Genomic DNA, 20207 nt, shown 5'->3' on the forward strand with positions numbered 1-20207 from the left:
CCCCAGCCGACTCCGCAAGCTCCGTCGGCAGCAACCCCCTGCCCACTCACGGCCAGTTTCATATCAGCTGCCCGTTCTTAGACCGCGCGGCCGTGGGTCAAGCGGTCATCGTCGCGCGAAGCGCCATTAGTCCGCTTGAGGCGCGATTGCGCGGCTAAGAGAATGGGCGGCAGGGGGACGGCCAACCCAGCGGACCCGGCGAACGGCGCGACCGGCGAACGGCACGACCAGCGGGAACGGACATTTCGCCCGACGCGCCGGGACTCGTGTGACTGAAGATGCGCCTGTGTCGGATGTAGTGTGATCTCCATGGCGACCCGAACAGCTACGGCACGGTCGCGAAGCTCGTCGGGTACCCCGAAGCGGCGTACCCCGGCTCGCGGCCGGAAGCGTCGCGCACCAGAGCCGCCCCCGCCGCCGCCACCTCCGGAACCGAGTCTCGCCGCTCAGTTCTTCGGCGGCATCGGCCGGATGATCGTCGGCATCTGGATGGGCATCGCCCATCTCATCGGCGGCATCGCGCGGAGTGTCGGGCGCACCGCCACCAGTCTCGAGGCCGACCAGCGCCGCGACGGCGTGGGGCTGTTCCTCATCGGCGCGGCGTTCATCGTGGCGGCGTCGGTGTGGTGGACGCTCGACGGCAAGGTCTACGATGCCGTCTACCAGGGCATCGCCGGCGCCATCGGCACCGGTGCGTACGTCGCGCCGGTGCTGCTGCTCATGGCGGCCTGGCGCACGCTGCGCCACCCCGACCGCAACGGCCCCGGCGGACGCCAGGTCATCGGCTGGGCCTGCCTCGCGCTGGGCACGCTGGGTCTCGCGCACATCGCCGGCGGCATGCCGCGTCCGGTCGACGGACAGGCGGCCATGGAGCGGGCCGGCGGCGCCATCGGGTACGTCTCGTCGACCATCCTCGCCGACCTGCTGACGGTGTACGTCGCGGGCCCGCTGCTGGGGCTGCTGACGTTGTTCGGCGTGCTGGTCATCACCGGCATCCCGCTGTACGAGGTCACCGCGCAGCTGCGCGCCGGCGCGCTGGTCGTCGGCGGGTGGCTGGGCTTCCGCCGTCCGGTCGCCGCCGACGACGAGGACGGCCGCCGCGACCGCCTCGCGCCCACCGACGACGAGCCGTACGACTCGCCGGTGCTGCGCGAGAAGCCCAAGCGCAAGCGCAAGAGCGACCCCGAGCCCGACGGCGACGCCGACACCGCCGAGCTCGGCGGCCTGGGCGACGGCGAGGACGAGGTCCCGACGGAGCCGGCGATCATCGCCCGCGAGCTGCGCAGGAAGAAGAAGGCCGGCGACGGCCCGGTCGAGCCGCCGCCGCACTCGCCGATCCCGCAGCGGGTCGAGCAGCTGGCGCTGTCCGGCGACATCACCTACACGTTGCCCTCCAGCGACCTGCTGCGCCAGGGCAGCCCGCACAAGGCCAAGTCGGCCGCGTCCGACGCCGTGGTCGACTCGCTCATGGGCGTGTTCGACCAGTTCAACATCGACGCCGTCGTCACCGGCTACACCCGCGGCCCGACGGTCACCCGGTACGAGGTCGAGCTCGGCACCGCGGTGAAGGTCGAGCGGGTCACCGCGCTGTCGAAGAACATCTCGTACGCCGTCGCCAGCGCCGAGGTGCGCATCCTGTCGCCCATCCCGGGCAAGTCGGCCATCGGCATCGAGATCCCCAACACCGACAAAGAGATCGTCAGCCTGGGCGACGTGCTCCGCTCGCCGGTGGCGCGCAAGGACCACCACCCGATGGTGGCCGGCCTGGGCAAGGATGTCGAGGGCGGCTTCGTCGTCACCAACCTCGCGAAGATGCCGCACCTGCTGGTCGCCGGCGCCACGGGCTCCGGCAAGTCCAGCTTCATCAACTCGATGATCACGTCGGTGCTCATGCGGGCGACGCCCGACGAGGTGCGGCTGATCATGGTCGACCCGAAGCGGGTCGAGCTGTCGGCCTACGAGGGCATCCCGCACCTCATCACGCCGATCATCACCAACCCGAAGAAGGCGGCCGAGGCGCTGCAGTGGGTCGTGCGCGAGATGGACATGCGCTACGACGACCTCGCCAACTTCGGCTTCCGGCACGTCGACGACTTCAACAAGGCCGTCCGCGCGGGCAAGGTGAAGGCGCCCGAGGGCAGCGAGCGGGTGCTGACGCCGTACCCGTACCTGCTGGTCATCGTCGACGAGCTGGCCGACCTCATGATGGTCGCCCCGCGCGACGTCGAGGACTCCGTCGTCCGCATCACCCAGCTGGCCCGCGCCGCCGGCATCCACCTGGTGCTGGCGACGCAGCGCCCGTCGGTCGACGTCGTCACCGGCCTCATCAAGGCCAACGTGCCGTCGCGGCTGGCGTTCGCGACGTCGTCGCTGGCCGACTCCCGCGTCATCCTCGACCAGCCGGGTGCTGAGAAGCTGGTCGGCCAGGGTGACGGACTGTTCCTGCCGATGGGCGCGAGCAAGCCGATCCGCGTCCAGGGCGCCTGGGTGACCGAGACGGAGATCGCGTCTGTCGTCGGCCACTGCAAGGAGCAGCTGGAACCGACCTACCGCGAGGACGTGACGGCGCCCGCCGCGGCCAAGCGCGAGGTCGACGAGGACATCGGCGACGACCTCGACCTCCTCTGCCAGGCCGCCGAGCTGGTCGTCAACACGCAGTTCGGCTCGACGTCGATGCTGCAGCGCAAGCTCCGGGTCGGGTTCGCCAAGGCCGGCCGGCTGATGGACCTCATGGAGAGCCGCGGCATCGTCGGCCCGTCCGAGGGGTCCAAGGCGCGCGACGTGCTGATCAAGCCCGACGACCTCGACGAGGTGCTGGACGCCCTGCGCGGTGGCTGAGCCGGCGTACGTCCTGACCGAGGAGCGGCCGCGCGGCGACGTCCGCGCGGCCGTCCTGCTGCTGCACGGCGGCCGGTCGGAGAGCAGGGAGCCGGTGCGGCGGCGCCAGCCGTCGGTGCTGCGGCTGATCCCGTTCGCGACGCGGCTGCGGCGCTCCGGCGGCCCGCTGGGGCTGACGGTGTGGCGGCTGCGCTACACGATCCGCGGCTGGAACGGCGCCGACGAGTCGCGGCTGGCCGACGTGCGCTCGGCGCTGGCCGCCGTCCGCTCGCGCGACCCGGATGTGCCGGTCGCGCTGGTCGGGTACTCGATGGGCGGCCGGGCGGCGATCCGGGTGGCGGGGGAGCCGGCGGCCGCGGGCGTCGTCGCCGTCGCCGGGCTGGCGCCGTGGCTGACGCCGTCGGAGCCGCCGGAGCTGCTGGGCGGGAAGCACGTGCTGCTCATGCACGGCACCGCCGACACCACGACCGACCCGCGGGCGACGGCGGCGCTGGCCGCCCGGCTGGACGGGGTCGCGGCGTCGTGCCGGTACGTCCCGGTGGCCGGCGACGGGCACGCGATGCTGCGCCACCCGTCGGCCTGGCACCGCGAGGTGACCCGCTTCGTCCTCACCCGGACGGGGCTCGCCGCTCCCGATCAGCCCCGCTGACGGCGTCCGGTGCCGCCGCGCTGGCCGGGGAGCGGGCCGTCGAGCGGCCGGTAGTTCACGTCCAGCGCGTCGAGGCGTCGCAGGTGCTCTGGCAGCCGCCGCAGCAGGTCGCCGGCGTCGCGGCGGGCCGGCGCGGTCCACGCGACCTCGGCCAGGGCACTCAGCCGCGGGAAGGCCATGTACTCGACGGTGGCGGGCGTCGGCAGGTACTCGGTCCAGAGCTGGCCCTGGACGCCGAGCAGCCGGCCGGGCCCGGCGCCGGCGTCGGGCTCCCACGCGGCGACGTCCTCGACGGTGGTCAGCCCGCCGATGGCCAGCGGCTCGCCGGCACCGTCGGACTGGTAGTGGTCGAAGTAGGTCACCTGCTGCGGGCACATGACGACGTCGTGGCCGGCGGCCGTCGCGGCGGGTCCGCGTGCGCCGTTCTGCCAGGCCATGACGACGGTGTCCGCCGGCATGCCGCCGTCGTCGATCACTTCGTCCCAGCCCACGACCCGCCGGCCGGACGCCGTCACGTCGGCGTGCAGCCCTCGCAGGAACCAGCTCTGCAGCTCGTCGACGGAGCCCAGGCCGAGCTCCGCGGCACGGGCGCCCGCGGCGGGGCTCTCACGCCATTCGGTGCGCGGGCACTCGTCGCCGCCGAGGTGCACCCACGGCCCGGGGAACACGTCCAGGACCGTGCCGAGCACGTCGCGGGCGAACGCCAGCGCCTCGTCGGTGGGCGCCAGGACGTGCGGCGAGATGCCCCACGTCCGGCGCACCTCGATCGGCCGGCCCGTGTTGCCCAGCTCCGGGTAGGCCGCGAGCACCGCCTGCACGTGACCGGGCAGATCGATCTCCGGCACGACCGTGATGGACCGCTCGGCCGCGTAGGCCACGATCTCGCGGAGGTCGTCGAGCGTGTAGTAGCCGCCGTGCGGCGTGCCGTCGAAGGCGTCGGTCCTGCCGACGACGGTCTCGGCGCGCCAGGCGGCCACCTCGGTGAGCCGCGGATGCGACGGGACCTCCAGCCGCCAGCCCTGGTCGTCGGTCAGGTGCAGGTGCACGACGTTGAGGCGGTGCAGCGCCGCGAGGTCGACGAACCTCAGCACGAACGACACCGGCATGAAGTGCCGCGCGACGTCGAGGTGCACGCCGCGCCACTCGAACCGCGGCGCGTCCTCGACGTGGCAGCACCCGACCGTGAGCGGGCCGTCGGCGACCGGTGCCCGGCGCAGCGCCGACGGCGGGAGCAGCTGGCGGAACGTCTGGACGGCCCGCGCCAACGCGGCCTCGGTGCCGCCCTCGAGCACCACGCGCTCCGTCGTCACCGTCAGCCGGTAGCCCTCCGGGTGGTCGCGGACCGGCTCGCCGGCGCGCAGGACGATCGAGGCGCCGGGGTCGGCGGCGGGGACGACCGGCGCGCGCACCCCGGCCCCGGCGAGCACGTCGTGCAGCACCCAGGCCGCGCGCCGGGCGTCGCCGTCCGCGCCGATCGTGGTGCCGGCGTCGACGGTGAAGGTCCCGGAGTGGCGCTCGTGGACGAGAGGCAGCGGGATGAGCTCGGCGTCGGACATGCGTGAGAACCTAGCGGGCGGCGCCGAACGGTAGAGTGTCGGGCGACATGAGCAAACATTCCGTCGCCATCGTGACGCTGGGCTGCAGCCGCAACGAGGTCGACTCCGAGGAGCTGGCCGGCCGCCTCGACGCCGACGGCTACGAGCTCGTCGACGACCCCGCCGCCGCCGAGACCGTCCTGGTCAACACCTGTGGCTTCGTCGAGCAGGCGAAGAAGGACTCCGTCGACTCCCTGCTGGCAGCCGCCGACCTCAAGGCGTCCGGCGCCACCAAGGCCGTCGTGGCCGTCGGCTGCATGGCCGAGCGGTACGGCGTCGAGCTGGCCGGCGAGCTGCCCGAGGCCGATGCCGTCCTGGGCTTCGACGACTACTCGGCCATCGGCGAGCGGCTGCGGGGCATCCTCGGCGGCACACCGCACGTCTCACACGTCCCGCGCGACCGCCGCAAGCTGCTCCCCGTCACGCCGGTCGAGCGGCAGGCCGCCGCGTACGCGGCCCCCGACCTGCCGGCCGGCATGGCGCCCGCGTCCGGCCCGCGGTCCGTAAGGCGGCGCCTCGACGGCGGGCCGATGGCGCCGCTGAAGCTGGCCAGCGGCTGCGACCGCGCGTGCACGTTCTGCGCCATCCCGATGTTCCGCGGCTCGTTCCTCTCCCGCCGTCCGTCCGACGTGCTGGCCGACGCGCGCTGGCTGGCCGGGCAGGGCGTGCGCGAGCTGTTCCTCGTCAGCGAGAACTCGACGTCGTACGGCAAGGATCTCGGCGACCTGCGGCTGCTCGAGACGCTGCTGCCCGAGCTGGCGGAGGTCGACGGCATCGAGCGGGTGCGCGTCTCCTACCTGCAGCCGGCCGAGATGCGCCCGACACTGGTCGACGCCATGTTGTCGACGCCGGGGGTCGTCCCGTACTTCGACCTGTCCTTCCAGCACGCCAGCACGCCGCTGCTGCGCCGGATGAAGCGGTTCGGTGGCACGGAGTCGTTCCTGCAGTTGATCTCGTCGATCCGTGACCGCGTGCCCGAGGCGGGCATCCGGTCCAACGTCATCGTCGGCTTCCCCGGCGAGACCGAGGACGACGTCGCCGAGCTCGAGTCGTTCCTCACCCAGGCCCGGCTCGACGTCGTCGGCGTGTTCGGCTACTCCGACGAGGACGGCACCGAGGCGGCGTCGTTCGACGGCAAGCTCGACCCCGACGAGGTCGCCGAGCGGGTCGAGCGCGTCGGCGACCTGGTCGAGGAGCTGGTCGCCCAGCGCGCCGAGGACCGCGTCGGCGAGACGGTGTCGGTGCTGGTCGAGTCGGTGGGTGCGGACGGCTCGGCCGAGGGCCGGGCGGAGCACCAGGGCCCGGAGGTCGACGGCACCACGACGGTCACCGGCGCGCGCGCCGCCGTGGGCGACATCGTCACGGCGACCGTCACCGGAAGCGACGGCGCCGACCTCGTCGCCGTCGCCTGATCTCCTCTAGCCTTTCCCCGTGGCCGAACCGTCGACCGTCCCGCCCAGCGCGTGGAACATCGCCAACGCGCTGACCATCCTGCGCGTCGTGCTGGTCCCGTTGTTCGGCTGGCTGCTGCTGCGCGAGGGCGGCGACCACGACCCGTCCCGGGTCGCGGCGTTCTTCGCGTTCGGCGTCGCCATGATGACCGACCGGCTCGACGGCGACATCGCGCGGCGCCGCGGGCTGGTCACCGACTTCGGCAAGATCGCCGACCCGATCGCCGACAAGGCGCTTACCGGCATGGCGTTCGTCGGGCTGTCGCTGCTCGGTGAGCTGCCCTGGTGGGTGACGGTGGTCGTGCTGGTGCGCGAGTGGGGCATCACGGTGCTGCGGTTCGCCGTCATCCGGTACGGCGTCATGGCGGCCAACCGCGGGGGCAAGCTCAAGACCGTCCTGCAGGCGCTGGCGCTCGGCCTGTACATCCTGCCGCTGCCCGGCTGGTTCGACCCCGTCGAGGCGTCGGTCATGGCGGTCGCCGTCATCGTCACCGTCGTCACCGGCGTCGACTACGTGCTGTCGGCCATCCGGCTGCGGCGCAGCGCGACGCCGTGAGCACACCCGACGCCGTCGTCCGCCGGTTGATCGCCCGCGGGCTGACCGTGGCCGCCGCGGAGTCGCTGACGGGCGGGCTGGTCTGCGCCGCGCTGACGTCGGTGCCCGGCTCGTCCGCCGTGGTCCGGGGTGGTGTCGTCGTCTACGCGACCGAGTTGAAGGCCTCGCTGGCGGGCGTGCCGGTGGCCGTGCTGAGCGCCGACGGGCCGGTCGCGGCGTCCACGGCGGCGGCGATGGCCGGCGGCGTCCGGCAGCGGCTCGGCGCCGACGTCGGCCTGGCGACCACCGGCGTCGCCGGGCCGGACCCTCAGGACGGTCATCCGCCCGGCACGGTCCACGTCGCGGTCGCGACGGCCGGCGACGTGCGGGTGCGGTCGTTCACGGGGGACGAGGCGCTGCCGGGCGACCGTGAGCAGGTGCGCGCGGCGACCGTCCGAGCCGTGCTAGCGCTGCTGTCCGAGGTCTGAGACGCCGTCCCGGTGTCCGGGAATCCCTGAGCGTGCCGTGACGTTTCAAGGCTTGAGATGAATTCTTCTGTGCACCCCGTCTTTCCCGGCGAGGCTGGAAACGCAAACGTACGAAACAGAAGGTACGGTGGACTCAAGCACAGTCGAGACGAATCGCGAGAGGGGTAGCCGATGGTTCTCATCAGACGGCTCGTCGGCGATGTCTTGAGGCGTCGCCGGATCGAGCAGGGCCGCACCCTTCGCGAGATCTCGGCCGCGGCACGCGTGAGTCTCGGGTACCTCTCCGAGGTCGAGCGCGGCCGCAAGGAAGCGTCGTCTGAGCTGCTCGCGGCCATCTGCGAGGCTCTGGACCTGCCGATGTCCGAGGTGCTGCGTGAGGTCAGCGACGAGATGATGCGCGTCGAGGCGGCGGCGGTGGGTGCCCTCACCGAGCTGCGTCCCCGGGAGTCCGCCCGGCCTCGCGACGTCGTCAAGGTCGGCTGACGCTGCTGCCGGAGTCCACGCCGCGGTCGAAGCCCGCTCCGGAGTTCCGTGACGCCATGGCCCGCCTGGCGGGCGGTGTGGCGTTGCTCACGGTGCTCGACCCGGTCGGGCGCGACTGCGGCCTCACCGTGACCGCCGTGTCGTCGGTGTCGTTGGAGCCGCCGCTGGTGCTGGCCTGCGTCAAGAAGGACGGCTTCATCCACGACGCCCTGTTCGTCGCCGACGGGTGGTCGCTGTCCTTCCTCGCCGCCGACCAGCTCGAGCTGTCCGACTACGCCGCCCGCGACCGCCATCCCGGCGCCCGCGACGACTTCTCGCGGTGGCCGACGCGGCGGGCCGCTCGCGGCGAACTGATCTTCACCGGCGCCGTCGCCGCCGTCGAGTGCGTGCCGTACGACCTCGTCGACGCCGGCGACCACACGATCGCCCTGGGCCGCGTCACCGCCGTCGCGCCGGACGCGGCCGGCTCGGTGCCCCTCGTGCACGTCGACCGGCGCTACTACGAGCCGGGCACCGAGGTGCGCTGACCCCACCGTCCGTCAGCGGATGACCGGCGACGCCGTCGGGCCGGAGCGGATCATGAAGCGGTCGAGCGACTCGATCGGCCCGAACCCGAGCGGCGCGTACACCCCATGCGCGTCCAGCGTGGCCAGCATCCAGCGCTCGACGCCGGCGTGGTCCGGGTGCTCCAGCACGGCCGTGACCAGGACCCGAGCCAGCCCCTGACCACGATGCTCGGGCAGCACGAACACGTCGGCCAGCCACGCGAACGTCGTGCCGTCGCCGACCACGCGCGCGAACCCCGCCTGGCCGCCGCGGGGCGCATACAGCCCGACGCCGAACGACCGGCGGATCGCGCGCTCGACCGTCTCGCGGGACCGGTGCTTGCTCCAGTAGGTGGTCAGCAGGAAGCTCGTGATGACGTCGAGATCGAGCCGCTCCTGATCGTCGTCGACCTCGTAGCCGGCGTGCGTCGCGAGAATCACCCGGTCAGGCTACTCGGCGCCGGCGCCGGCGCCGGCGTCGGCGCTCGCCCGAGTCCGCCCGTCTCGCCGCCGCCGCGTTGATCTTGGAGTTGTTCGGCAATCGTGGGGCGAAATGTCCGATAGATACCCGAACAACTCCAAGATCAACTTAGACGTGGGTGCGGCGCCGGGCGTGTGCCCCGGGCGAGGGCGTCGGCGTGGAGATGGGCGTGTGCGCCGGGTACGCCGGCGTGGCCGACACGCGACGTCGGCAGCCGTGCTGGTCCCGTCACTGCGCGGCATACCAGCTAGTGTGCGTCGGCTGACGTGGTGGGGTTCGTCGTGGCCGTCGGCGGCGCGGCGTACCGAGCCGGTGGGCGTCGGCAGTCGTGCTGGTCTCGTCCCGGCGCGGCATTCGACGCCAATGCACGTCGGCTGGTGTGGTGGGTTCGTCGGCGGCGGCGCGGCGTAGCGACCGTGCGGCGTCGGCTGGTGTGGTGGGGTTCGTCGCTTCCGTCAGCCGCGCAGGCGGAGGCCGCGCGGCGTCACGTGGAAGCCGGCCGCGGTCAGCGCCTCGCCGAGCGGAGTGGTGGTGACCTGCGCGCCGTCGGCTCGCTCGACGCGCAGGGCGCCCAGCGCACCTTCGCGCACCGACAGGGCCAGCGCGTCGGCGGCGGCGCGCAGCCGGCCCGGGTCGTCGGTCCAGGAGAGCAGCGTCCGGCCGCCGCGTTCGACGTAGAGCGCCAGCTCGCCGTCGATGAGCACGACCAGCGCGCCCGCCTTGCGGCCGGGCCGGTGTCCGGCCGATCCGGACTCGCCGCGCTCGGGCCAGGGCAGCGCCGCGCCGTACGGGTTGGCGGGGTCGGTGGCGGCCAGGACCAGCGCGCTGGCCGGGCGCGAGTCGTCGACCTGGGCGAACGAGCGGAGCCGGTCGACCGCGCCGGGCGTGCCGAACTGCGCCGCGCCCAGGCCGGCGATGAAGTAGCCGCGCCGGGCGCGGCCGGTGTCCTCGAACGCCGAGAGCACGCGGTACGCCGCCGCGAACCCGCCCGGCAGCCGCTCGGCCTGCACCGCGCCGCGGGTCACGACGCCATGGCGGTCGAGCAGCGCCTCGGCGGCGGCGTGCGCCCGGCGGGTGGTGTCGGTGTCGCGGTCGGGCAGCAACGACCAGCGGCCGGCGGCCGCCGGGGGACCGGTGCGCGACGGCATCGCCGGGCGGCCGCGGGCATAGCGCGAGCGGGGTCGCGCGGGCCGGGACCGATGCGCCGGCCGGCCGGTGAGCAGCGACCGCAGCGGCGCCAGCGTGTCGTTGGTGACCAGTCCCGCCCAGACCAGGTCCCACAACGCCGTGGTCAGCGCCGCGTCCTCGGGCGGCGCCTCGACCCGGGCCGCCACGGCGTCGCTGAGCTGCCGGAAGAAGTACGCCCCGCCGCCGGTCAGCGTCTCGACCACGGCGCGGTGCAGTTCGCCGTCGGCCTCGGACAGGTCGACGTCGGGAAGCGTCAGGTGCGCGGCGTCGGCCAGGTGCAGCGACACCCAGCCGTCCGAGCCGGGCAGCGTCCCGTGCCCGGACCACACGACCTCGCCGGCCGCGGTCAGCTCGTCGAGCCAGGCCGGCGTGTAGGCCGCGACCCGGGCCGGCAGCACCAGCGACTCCAGCGCGCTGGCCGGCACCGCCGCACCGCCCAGCTGCTCGACCACCCGCAGCACGCCGTCAGGCCCGCGCAGTGAACTGCCCACCGACTGCCACGCGGGCAGGAACCGGCCCAGCGTCGCGGCGTCGACCGGCTCGGCCTCCTTGCGCAGCGCCGCCAGCGACCGGCGGCGCAGCAGCCGCAGCACCTCGGCGTCGCACCACTCGGTGCCGCTGCTGCCGGGCCGCAGCTCGCCCTCGACGACCCGACCTTCGGCGGCCAGCCGGCGCAGCGTCGACACGACCACCGCGACCCCCAGTCCGAACCGCGTCGCCACGTCAGCGGCGTGGAACGGGCCGTGGGCGCGGGCGTACCGCGCGACGATGTCGCCGAGTGGGTCGGCTACCGGCGCGGTGAACGCGTCGTGCACGCCACCGGGCAGCGCCACACCCAGCGCGTCGCGCAGCCGGGCGGCGTCCTCGACGGCCGCCCAGAGCTCCTGACCGGCGATGCGCACCCCGATGACCCGCCGCTGCCGCACGAGATCGTCGAGGTGCCCGGCGGCGTCGGCCGGCTCGGCCGAGCGGGCCGCCACCTCCTCCGTCGTCAGCGGGCCGAGCAGCCGGAGCAAATCGGCGACCGCCTCGACGTTCTGCGCCCGCCGCTCGGGGACCAGCCGCTGCAGCTCGGCCTCGGTGCGCTCGACCACCTCGAGGTCGAGCAGCTCGCGCAGCTCGGTCTGCCCCAGCAGCTCCGCCAGCAGCGCGGAGTCGAGCGTCAGCGCCTGCGCCCGCCGTTCGGCCAGCGGGGAGTCGCCCTCGTACATGAACGCCGCGACGTATCCGAACAGCAGCGACCGCGCGAACGGCGACGGCGTCGGCGTCTCCACCTCGACCACCTTGACCTGCCGGCCGGCGACGCGGCGCATGAGGTCGCGCAGGCCGTCGAGGTCGTAGACGTCCTGCAGGCACTCGCGCATGGTCTCGAGCAGCATCGGGAACGAGCCGTACTTCGACGCGACCTGCAGCAACTGGGCCGAGCGCTGCCGCTGCTGCCACAGCGGCGAACGGCGGTCGGGGGAGCGACGGGGCAGCAGCAGCGCCCGCGCGGCGCACTCGCGGAACCGCGACGCGAACAGCGCCGATCCGCCGACCTCGTTGGTGACGATCTCGTCCAGCTCGTCGGGGTCGAGCACCACCAGCCGGGCGTCGGGCGCCTCGGCGCCGGGCCCGCCGACGTCGGCGACGCCGGGCCCCATGCCGTCGAGGGTGTCGGGGATGCGCAGCACGATGCCGTCGTCGGCGTGCGCGGCCTGGACGTCGACGCCGTACCGCTCGCGCAACCGGGCTCCGATGGCCAGCGCCCACGGGGCGTGGACCCGGGCGCCGTACGGGGAGTGCACCACCAGCCGCCAGTCGCCGAGCTCGTCGCGGAACCGCTCGACCACGAGCGTGCGGTCGTCGGGCACGTGACCGGTGGCCTCGCGCTGGTCGCGGACGTAGTCGAGGAGGTTGTCGACGGCCCACTCGTCGAGCCCGGCGCTCGCCGCACGCTCGCGAGCCTTCGGCTCGGGCAGCCGGTTGATCTCGCGGACGAAGCCGCCGACGGCCGCACCCAGCTCGGCCGGCCGGCCCAGGGTGTCGCCGTGCCAGAACGGCAGCTTGCCCGGATGCCCGGGCGCGGGGGACACCATGACGCGGTCGTGCGTGATGTCCTCGATGCGCCAGCTGGTGGCGCCGAGCGCGAACACGTCGCCGACCCGCGACTCGTACACCATCTCCTCGTCCAGCTCGCCGACCCGGGCGCCGCCGCGCCGTGGATCGGAGCCGACCAGGAAGACGCCGAACAGGCCGCGATCGGGGATGGTGCCGCCGCTGGTGACGGCCAGCCGCTGGGCGCCGGGGCGGCCCTTGAGGACGCCGGCCGTGCGGTCCCACACCAGCCGCGGCCGCAGCTCGGCGAACTCGTCGGACGGGTAGCGACCGGCCAGCATGTCGAGGACGGCGTCATACGACGACTGCGGCAGCGTGGCGAACGGGTGCGCCCGCCGGACCAGCGTCAGGAGCTCGTCGACCGGCCAGTCGTCCATGGCCACCATGGCCACGATCTGCTGTGCCAGCACGTCGAGCGGGTTGCGCGGGACCGTCAACTGCTCGATCTGCCCGGACACCATGCGCTCGGCGACGACCGCCGTCTGCACGAGGTCGCCGCGGTACTTCGGGAACAGCACGCCACTGGAGACCGCCCCTACCTGGTGACCGGCCCGGCCGACCCGCTGCAGCCCGCTGGCCACCGACGGCGGCGACTCGACCTGCACGACGAGGTCGACCGCGCCCATGTCGATGCCCAGCTCGAGGCTGCTGGTGGCGACGACGGCGGGCAGCCGGCCGGACTTGAGGTCGTCCTCGATGAGCGCCCGCTGCTCCTTGCTGACCGAGCCGTGGTGGGCGCGGGCGATGGTGGCGGTGCCGCCGTGCGTGCTGCCGGCCTGCGCCATCAGCGACGCCGGCGGCGGGTGGTTCGTGGTGGGCTTCTGGTCGTCGGGCACATCGTCGGCGCGCTCGGCGGCGATCTCGTTCAGCCGGGCCGTGAGCCGCTCGGCCAGCCGCCGCGAGTTGGCGAAGACGATGGTGGAGCGGTGCTGCTCGACGAGGTCGACGACCCGCTGCTCGACGTGCGGCCAGATGGACGCGTTGCCGCCGTCGCCGTCCTCGTCGAACCCGACGGGCGCCGGCACCGGCGGCGCGACGGCGTCGAGCTCGTCGAGGTCGGGCACCGGGACGACGACGCGGAGGTCCCACCGCTTCTCACTGGGCGGCGTGACGACCTCGACCGGGCGGTTGCCGCCGAGGAACCGGGCGACCTCCTCGATGGGCCGCACCGTCGCGGACAGGCCGATGCGCTGCGCCGGCCGCTCGAGCAGCGCGTCGAGCCGTTCCAGCGACAGCGCCAGGTGCGCGCCGCGCTTGCTTCCGGCGACGGCGTGCACCTCGTCGACGACGACGGTCTCGACGTGCCGCAGCGACTCGCGCGCCTGCGAGGTGAGCAGGAGGAACAGCGACTCGGGCGTGGTGATGAGGATGTCGGGCGGGTGCTTGGCGAACTTGCGCCGCTCGTCGGCGGGGGTGTCGCCGGTGCGGACGCCGACGGTGATGCCGGGCGCGGCGAGGCCGAGGCGGGCGGCGGCGTGCCCGATGCCGGCCAGCGGCGAGCGCAGGTTCCGCTCGACGTCGACCGTCAGCGCCTTGAGCGGGGAGACGTAGAGGACGCGGCAACGGTGGGTGGGATCGTCCGGCGCCGGCTCGGACGCCAGCCGGTCCAGCGCCCACAGGAACGCCGCGAGCGTCTTGCCCGAACCCGTCGGCGCCACCACCAGCGCGTTGTTGCCGGCCGCGACCGAACGCCAGGCGCCCTCCTGCGCCGCCGTGGGCGCGGCGAACGACCCGGCGAACCACGCGCGCGTGGCCGGGCCGAACAGCTCGAGGACGTCACCCATGGACCCATCATCGCTCGCGGCACCGACAAGGTCGGCGCGGTTTCGCGGTGGGGGATACTGAACTGGTGCGGTTGACGGATTTCTGGGAGCGCATGGAGCGCCAGCTGGGCCCCGCGTACGCCGACTCGTGGGCGCGCGACTACGTCATCGAGGGGCTCGGCGGACGGACGGTTCACCAGGCGCTCGAGGCCGGCGAGGACACCAAGGTGGTCTGGCGCGCGGTCGCCGACGCCTTGCGTCTGCCGCCCAGCGAGCGCTGACCTTCGCCGCGCCCCGTCGCGATTCCTGATGCAGCGTTGGCCCCGTCCCCCTGCTGCCCGATGATCTTTGCCGCGGGCGCGCGCCTCAAGCGGACCGAGAGAGGCGCTTCGCGCCGGCGATGACCGCTTGACCCGCGCGCCCGCGGCTCAGAACGGGCAGCTATCAGGGGGACGGGGGAGTGTGGCGACGGCTGCCGGGGGCGTTGGCCCCGTTACTGTGTGGCGTTGGTGTCGTTGAGCGTCCACCTGGTGAGATTTCGCCGTGATTCGCGGGCCATNCGTTGAGCGTCCACCTGGTGAGATTTCGCCGTGATTCGCGGGCCATCACGAGGATTACCCCAGCGTCAACACCCCTACAGTCATGGTGAAGCTCACGAAATCCTCGTGATGTAGACGATCCTGGATGATCATCGCCGCCCACGACACGACAAAGCAGGGCGAAACGGGCACGCCAAGCGTGAGGCGTGCCCACATCCTCCCCGTCCCCCTGATAGCTGCCCGTTCTTCGCCGCGGAGCCGCGGGTCAAGCGGTCATCTTCGGCGCGAAGCGCCCAATTGTCCGCTTGAGGCGCGGTTGCGCGGCAAGAGAATGGGGCAGCAGGGGGACGGGGAGCCCTGGCGAACGCCCATCCAGCCCACCGATCCGGCAGAACCCGGCCGGAAACTCGGATGCCGGTTGTCGGACCGGCGGGGTAGCGTCCCGAATTGTGACGCCGCACCCCGACCAGCCCATGATCAGCGCCCACCGCCTCACGAAGCGGTTCGGCGAGTTCACGGCGGTCGACGCCATCGACGTCGAGGTGCGGCGGGGCGAGGCGTTCGGGTTCCTCGGGCCCAACGGCGCCGGCAAGTCGTCGACCATGCGCATGATCGGGTGCGTCTCGCCGCCGACGGACGGCAGCCTGCGCATCCTCGGCCTCGACCCGGCGACGGACGGGCCGTCCATCCGGGCGCGCCTGGGGGTGGTGCCGCAGCGCGACACGCTCGACGAGGAGCTGACGGTGCGCGAGAACATTCTCGTGTATGGCCGCTACTTCGGGCTGTCGCGGGCCCAGGTGCGCGCGAAGGCCGACGAGCTGCTCGAGTTCGCCCAGCTCACCGAGCGGGCCAACAGCGTCGTCGAGCCGCTGTCCGGCGGCATGAAGCGGCGGCTCACCATCGCCCGGTCGCTGGTCAACGACCCCGAGCTGCTGCTGCTCGACGAGCCCACCACCGGCCTCGACCCGCAGGCGCGGCACGTGCTGTGGGACCGCCTCTTCCGGCTCAAACGCTCCGGCGTCACGCTCGTGCTCACCACGCACTACATGGACGAGGCCGAGCAGCTGTGCGACCGCCTGGTCGTCATGGACGGCGGCCGCATCGTCGCCGAGGGGTCGCCGCGCGAGCTGATCGCGCTGCACTCCACCCGCGAGGTGCTCGAGCTGCGGTTCGCCGCCGACGACCACACGCCGTACGCCGCCAAGGTCACCGACCTCGCCGAACGCGTCGAGGTGCTGCCCGACCGGCTGCTGCTCTACACCGACGACGGCGACGCCACGGCCGCCGCGGTACAAGGGCGCGGGCTGGAGCCGCTGTCGGTGCTGGCCCGCCGCTCGACGCTCGAGGACGTGTTCCTGCACCTCACCGGCCGGACGCTGGTGGACTGATGACGACGGCGACGACGGCGGCGCCGCAGCCACGTGAGGGACGCATGGCCGGCCGCGCCTTCGCGTTCTGGCTCACCAACTACCGCCGCGTGTGGCGCGGCACGATCATCAGCGGTTTCCTCAGCCCGCTGTTCTTCCTGGTCGCCATGGGGTTCGGGCTGGGCGCGCTGGTCGACGCCGACGCCGGCGGGCTCGGCACGCCCGGCTACGTCGAGTTCATCGCGCCCGGCATCCTGGCGGCGCAGGCCATGCAGACCGCCGTCGGCGAGTCGACGTTCCCCGTCATGGGCGCGCTCAAGTGGCAGCGCCAGTACCACGCCATGCTGGCCGCGCCGCTGGGCATCGCCGACATCGTCCTCGGGCACGTCGCGTTCGTCGCGATGCGGGTGGCCATCACCAGCGTGGCGTTCGCCATCGTCGCCGTCGCGCTGGGCGCCATCACCTCCTGGTGGGTCGTCGCCGCGGTGCTCGCCGCCGTCCTGACGGGGCTGGCGTTCACCACGCCGGTGTTCGCGTTCGCCGCCCGGCAGGACAACGACAGCGGGTTCAACGTGCTGTTCCGGTTCATCGTCATGCCGATGTTCCTGTTCTCCGGCACGTTCTTCCCGGTCGAGCAGCTGCCCGCCGTGCTCGAGGCGGTCGCCAAGGTCACGCCGCTGTGGCACGGCGTCGAGCTGTGCCGCAGCCTCGTCATGGGGACGGCGACGCCGGCCGGCTCGCTCGGGCACGTCGCCTACCTGGCGTTGTGGGTGGCCGGCGGGCTGTGGCTGGCGTTCGCGAGCTTCCGGAAGCGGCTGGTCACATGAGCGCCGTCAGCACCATCGCCCGCGCGCTGCCCATCCCGGCCGGCGCCGGACTCGCGCGCACGCTGGTCGAACGCAACGCCCGGGCGTTCCGGCACGGCTGGGTCACGCTGGTCAGCGGCGTGTTCGAGCCGGTCTTCTACCTGTTCTCGCTCGGAGTCGGGCTGGGCGCGCTGATCGGCGACGTCGACGCCGGCGGCGGGCGCATGGTCGAGTACGCCGCCTACGTCGCGCCGGCCATGATGGCGGCGGCCGCCATGAACGGCGCCGTCTTCGACTCCACGTTCAACCTGTTCTTCAAGCTCAAGTACGCCAAGCTCTACGACTCCGTGCTGGCCACGCCGCTGGGGCCCCGCGACGTCGCGGTCGGCGAGATCAGCTGGGCGCTGCTGCGTGGGCTGCTGTACTCGACGACGTTCCTGCTGGTCGCCGCGGCCGCCGGCGTCGTGCACTCGTGGTGGGCGCTGCTGGCGCTGCCCGCGGCCAGCCTCATCGGCCTGGCCTTCGCCGCCGTGGGCATGTCCGTCACCACGTACCTGCGCAGCTGGCAGGACTTCGACTACATCCAGCTGGCCTTGCTGCCGATGTTCCTGTTCTCGGCCACGTTCTACCCGCTGTCGACGTACGACGAGTCGGTTCGGTGGGTGGTGCAGGCGACGCCGCTGTACCACGGCGTCGCGATGATCAGGGACCTCATGCTCGGCGACGTCGCATGGGGCATCCTGGCGCACGTGGCGTACCTCGTGGTCATGGGCGTGGCGGGAGTGCTGTTCGCGGCCCGGCGCATCGAACGGCTGTTGCTGCGGTGAGCGACGTCCAGGCGGTCCGGTCCGTCCAGCGCCACACCGTGCGAACGCTCGTGGCGAGCCAGGTCGCGGGTGGGCTCGGCATCTCCGCCGCCATCGCCGTCGGAGCCGTCGTCGTCACCGAGGTGTTCGGCCGTGAAGATCTCTCCGGCCTGGTGCAGAGCGCGCAGGTGCTCGGCGCGGCGCTGTTGGCCATGCCGGCCGCGTCGCTGGCGGTGTCGTACGGGCGGCGCGTCGGGCTGGGCGTGGCGTACGCCCTCGGCGCCGTGGGCGCGCTGATCGCGCTGGTCGCCACGGAGCTGGAGGTCTTCCCGCTGCTGTTGCTCGGCACGGCGCTGCTGGGCGGCGGGACGGCGGCCGGGCTGCAGGCCCGCTACGCCGCCACGGACCTCGCGCCGGCGGGCGGAAGGGGCCGCGCGCTCTCCGTCGTCGTCTGGTCCACGACGGTGGGCGCCGTCGCCGGTCCGAACCTGGCCGGACCGGCCGGCGACCTCGCGTCGTCGCTGGGCATCGAACCGCTGGCCGGGCCGTTCCTCCTCGGTGTCGTGGTGCTCGGCATCGGTGCGGTGGTGATCCTGGCCGGCCTGCGCCCCGACCCCCTGCTGACGGCGCGCGAGCTCGGCAGCGCGTCCGGCGATCCGCCCGTGCGCCGGCGAGGCGTGCTGCGCGCCGGGTGGACGGCCATCACGGCCAGCCCGCCCGCGGTGCTCGGGCTGCTCGCCGTCGTCGTCGGCCACACCGTGATGGTCACCGTCATGGTCATGACGCCCGTGCACATGACGCACGGTGGTGCCTCGATCTCCGTCATCGGGTTCGTCATCAGCGTGCACGTGGCCGGCATGTACGCGTTGTCGCCGGTCATGGGCTGGCTGGCCGACCGCGTCGGCCGAGTCCCGGTCATCCTGGGCGGCGTGCTGGTCCTGCTCGCGTCGGTGGCGCTGGCCGGAACGGCGCACGAGGGCCATTCGCCGGGGCTGACGGCCGGGCTGTTCCTGCTCGGCCTGGGCTGGTCGGCGTGCATGGTGGCCGGCTCGACGCTGCTCACCGATGCGGTGGAGGCGGCCGACCGGCCGGCCGTGCAAGGCGCGTCGGACCTGCTGATGGGGCTGGCCGCGGCCGGCGGGGGAGCGCTGGCGGGGATCGTGGTGGGGTCGTTCGGGTACGGGGTGCTGAACGCCTCGGCGGCCGTCCTGCTGGCCGCTCCGGTGGCCGCGATGCTGATTCCGGCGTGTCGCTCGCTCTCGAACACCCGTTCGGCATAGAGTCGATTCTGTCCACACCGGTGACCGGTCGGCGAGGTTGTCCACAGTCTCGGGAATTCGTTCTCGATCTTGTCGGTGGCACCGCGTAACGTCTCCGGCGATGACCAAGAAAACGCAGGGCCGTGCGCCGGCCCGTCGACCCCAGGTGGTGCCCATGGCTGTTCCCGCTGATCGCGACAAGGCACTCGATGCCGCGCTCGCGCAGATCGAGCGCTCGTTCGGGAAGGGCTCGGTGATGCGGCTGGGCGAGGAGGCCCGGGTGCCCATCGAGGTGATCCCCACCGGTGCCATCTCGCTCGACGTCGCACTCGGCATCGGCGGGCTGCCCCGCGGCCGGGTGATCGAGATCTACGGACCGGAGTCCTCCGGCAAGACCACCGTCGCGCTGCACGCGGTGGCCAACGCCCAGCGCGCGGGCGGCGTCGCTGGTTTCATCGACGCCGAACACGCGCTCGACCCCGACTACGCGAAGGCGCTGGGGGTCGACACCGACTCCCTGCTCGTCTCCCAGCCCGACACCGGTGAGCAGGCGCTCGAGATCGCCGACACCCTCATCCGCTCCGGCGCGCTCGACATCATCGTCATCGACTCCGTGGCGGCGCTGGTGCCGCGTGCCGAGATCGAGGGCGAGATGGGCGACAGCCACGTCGGTCTGCAGGCCCGGCTGATGAGTCAGGCGCTGCGCAAGATCGCCGGTGCGCTCAACCAGTCCAAGACCACCGCCATCTTCATCAACCAGCTACGCGAGAAGGTGGGCGTGTTCTTCGGCTCGCCCGAGACCACCACCGGTGGTAAGGCGCTGAAGTTCTACGCCTCCGTCCGCCTCGACGTCCGCCGCATCGAGACGCTCAAGGACGGCACCGACGCGGTCGGCAACCGCACCCGCGTCAAGGTGGTCAAGAACAAGGTGGCCCCACCGTTCAAGCAGGCCGAGTTCGACATCATCTACGGCGAGGGCATCAGCCGCGAGGGCGGGCTCATCGACCTCGGCGTCGAGCAGAGCATCGTGCGCAAGTCCGGTGCCTGGTACACCTACGAGGGCGACCAGCTGGGGCAGGGCAAGGAGAATGCCCGCAACTTCCTCAAGGACAACCCCGACCTCGCCGACGAGATCGAGAAGAAGATCAAGGAGAAGCTCGGCGTCGGCCCGAAGGTCGATGCCGCCGTCGAAGAGGCCCCGGTCGACTTCTGAGGCCGTGGTGAGCAGCAACACCGGGCGGTCGCGGGGCGGCCGCCCGGACGACTCCGAGCGGGCGGCCGGCGACCCGCGGGCCGCCGGCGCGCGGCGTGGTCCCG

15 protein-coding genes and 1 pseudogene are annotated in these 20207 nt (G+C 73.1%); 13 read left to right on the forward strand and 3 right to left on the reverse strand.

Translation table 11 applies throughout. The annotated features are described in order from the left end of the window. Window positions 1-309: 309 nt before the first annotated feature. Together DY240_RS03245 and DY240_RS03250 are read left to right on the forward strand one after the other, a co-directional pair. Entirely contained in the window at window positions 310-2838 is a 2529-nt protein-coding gene (locus DY240_RS03245) for an FtsK/SpoIIIE family DNA translocase (RefSeq protein ID WP_119658543.1), read from the forward strand. Further along, entirely contained in the window at window positions 2831-3487 is a 657-nt protein-coding gene (locus DY240_RS03250) for an alpha/beta hydrolase (protein ID WP_119658531.1), read from the forward strand. Before DY240_RS03245 ends, DY240_RS03250 begins: the two co-directional genes overlap by 8 nt. Here DY240_RS03250 and DY240_RS03255 read toward each other — a convergent pair. Beyond that, window positions 3475-5043, reverse strand: a complete 1569-nt coding sequence (locus tag DY240_RS03255) for a beta-N-acetylhexosaminidase (protein WP_119658532.1) — start codon at window positions 5041-5043, stop codon at window positions 3475-3477. The genes DY240_RS03250 and DY240_RS03255 overlap by 13 nt on opposite strands. Window positions 5044-5090: 47 nt before the next feature. Here DY240_RS03255 and rimO point away from each other — a divergent pair, with 47 nt between their 5' ends. From rimO to DY240_RS03280, 5 genes and pseudogenes are all read left to right on the forward strand, one after another. Beyond that, on the forward strand, window positions 5091-6494 hold the full coding sequence (rimO, locus tag DY240_RS03260) for a 30S ribosomal protein S12 methylthiotransferase RimO (protein WP_119658533.1): 1404 nt from the start codon (window positions 5091-5093) through the stop codon (window positions 6492-6494). 19 nt (window positions 6495-6513) lie between these two features. Further along, complete coding sequence (gene pgsA / locus DY240_RS03265; RefSeq protein WP_119658534.1) at window positions 6514-7089, forward strand: CDP-diacylglycerol--glycerol-3-phosphate 3-phosphatidyltransferase; 576 nt, start codon at window positions 6514-6516, stop codon at window positions 7087-7089. Then, the gene (locus DY240_RS03270; protein WP_119658535.1) at window positions 7086-7556 is read left to right on the forward strand and encodes a CinA family protein; all 471 of its coding nucleotides are present in this window, start codon (window positions 7086-7088) and stop codon (window positions 7554-7556) included. The genes pgsA and DY240_RS03270 overlap by 4 nt, the downstream gene beginning before the upstream one ends. Before the next feature lie 171 nt (window positions 7557-7727). Continuing rightward, window positions 7728-7997: pseudogene (locus DY240_RS33855) on the forward strand (helix-turn-helix domain-containing protein); the annotation flags it as partial. 98 nt (window positions 7998-8095) lie between these two features. After that, the gene (locus DY240_RS03280; RefSeq protein ID WP_119658536.1) at window positions 8096-8566 is read left to right on the forward strand and encodes a flavin reductase family protein; all 471 of its coding nucleotides are present in this window, start codon (window positions 8096-8098) and stop codon (window positions 8564-8566) included. Between the two features lie 12 nt (window positions 8567-8578). Here DY240_RS03280 and DY240_RS03285 read toward each other — a convergent pair whose 3' ends face one another. After that, a complete protein-coding gene (locus DY240_RS03285; protein ID WP_199700735.1) occupies window positions 8579-9025 on the reverse strand; it encodes a GNAT family N-acetyltransferase in 447 nt (148 codons plus the stop codon). Between the two features lie 495 nt (window positions 9026-9520). After that, window positions 9521-14134: an ATP-dependent helicase gene (locus DY240_RS03290; RefSeq protein ID WP_119658537.1), complete on the reverse strand. Its 4614-nt coding sequence runs from the start codon at window positions 14132-14134 to the stop codon at window positions 9521-9523. A gap of 65 nt (window positions 14135-14199) precedes the next feature. Here DY240_RS03290 and DY240_RS03295 point away from each other — a divergent pair, with 65 nt between their 5' ends. The 6 genes from DY240_RS03295 (at window position 14200) to recA (ending at window position 20103) form a co-directional block, all read left to right on the forward strand. Next, a complete protein-coding gene (locus tag DY240_RS03295) occupies window positions 14200-14394 on the forward strand; it encodes a DUF3046 domain-containing protein (RefSeq protein ID WP_119658545.1) in 195 nt (64 codons plus the stop codon). A 731-nt stretch (window positions 14395-15125) separates the two neighbouring features. Next, window positions 15126-16040, forward strand: coding sequence for an ABC transporter ATP-binding protein (locus tag DY240_RS03300; RefSeq protein ID WP_119658538.1), 915 nt, complete (start codon window positions 15126-15128; stop codon window positions 16038-16040). Next, window positions 16040-16846 (forward strand): ABC transporter permease, encoded by an 807-nt coding sequence (locus DY240_RS03305; RefSeq protein WP_199700736.1) that lies wholly within the window; start codon window positions 16040-16042, stop codon window positions 16844-16846. The genes DY240_RS03300 and DY240_RS03305 overlap by 1 nt, the downstream gene beginning before the upstream one ends. After that, a complete protein-coding gene (locus DY240_RS03310) occupies window positions 16843-17652 on the forward strand; it encodes an ABC transporter permease (RefSeq protein WP_119658540.1) in 810 nt (269 codons plus the stop codon). Before DY240_RS03305 ends, DY240_RS03310 begins: the two co-directional genes overlap by 4 nt. Before the next feature lie 38 nt (window positions 17653-17690). After that, window positions 17691-18911, forward strand: coding sequence for an MFS transporter (locus DY240_RS03315; protein WP_199700738.1), 1221 nt, complete (start codon window positions 17691-17693; stop codon window positions 18909-18911). Between the two features lie 154 nt (window positions 18912-19065). Next, entirely contained in the window at window positions 19066-20103 is a 1038-nt protein-coding gene (gene recA, locus DY240_RS03320) for a recombinase RecA (RefSeq protein WP_119658542.1), read from the forward strand. Window positions 20104-20207 lie beyond the last annotated feature (104 nt).

The sequence above is a fragment of the Jiangella rhizosphaerae genome, from assembly GCF_003579925.1.
Classification (GTDB): Bacteria; Actinomycetota; Actinomycetes; order Jiangellales; family Jiangellaceae; genus Jiangella; species Jiangella rhizosphaerae.

What these genes read in the sequence shown, in the direction of transcription:
- DY240_RS03245 (WP_119658543.1), top strand. Translation starts at nt 310, where the DNA reads ATGGCGACCCGAACAGCTACGGCACGGTCGCGAAGCTCGTCGGGTACC.
- DY240_RS03255 (WP_119658532.1), bottom strand. Translation starts at nt 5,043, where the DNA reads ATGTCCGACGCCGAGCTCATCCCGCTGCCTCTCGTCCACGAGCGCCAC.
- rimO (WP_119658533.1), top strand. Translation starts at nt 5,091, where the DNA reads ATGAGCAAACATTCCGTCGCCATCGTGACGCTGGGCTGCAGCCGCAAC.
- DY240_RS03280 (WP_119658536.1), top strand. Translation starts at nt 8,096, where the DNA reads ATGGCCCGCCTGGCGGGCGGTGTGGCGTTGCTCACGGTGCTCGACCCG.
- DY240_RS03290 (WP_119658537.1), bottom strand. Translation starts at nt 14,134, where the DNA reads ATGGGTGACGTCCTCGAGCTGTTCGGCCCGGCCACGCGCGCGTGGTTC.
- DY240_RS03300 (WP_119658538.1), top strand. Translation starts at nt 15,126, where the DNA reads ATGATCAGCGCCCACCGCCTCACGAAGCGGTTCGGCGAGTTCACGGCG.
- DY240_RS03305 (WP_199700736.1), top strand. Translation starts at nt 16,040, where the DNA reads ATGACGACGGCGACGACGGCGGCGCCGCAGCCACGTGAGGGACGCATG.
- DY240_RS03310 (WP_119658540.1), top strand. Translation starts at nt 16,843, where the DNA reads ATGAGCGCCGTCAGCACCATCGCCCGCGCGCTGCCCATCCCGGCCGGC.
- recA (WP_119658542.1), top strand. Translation starts at nt 19,066, where the DNA reads ATGGCTGTTCCCGCTGATCGCGACAAGGCACTCGATGCCGCGCTCGCG.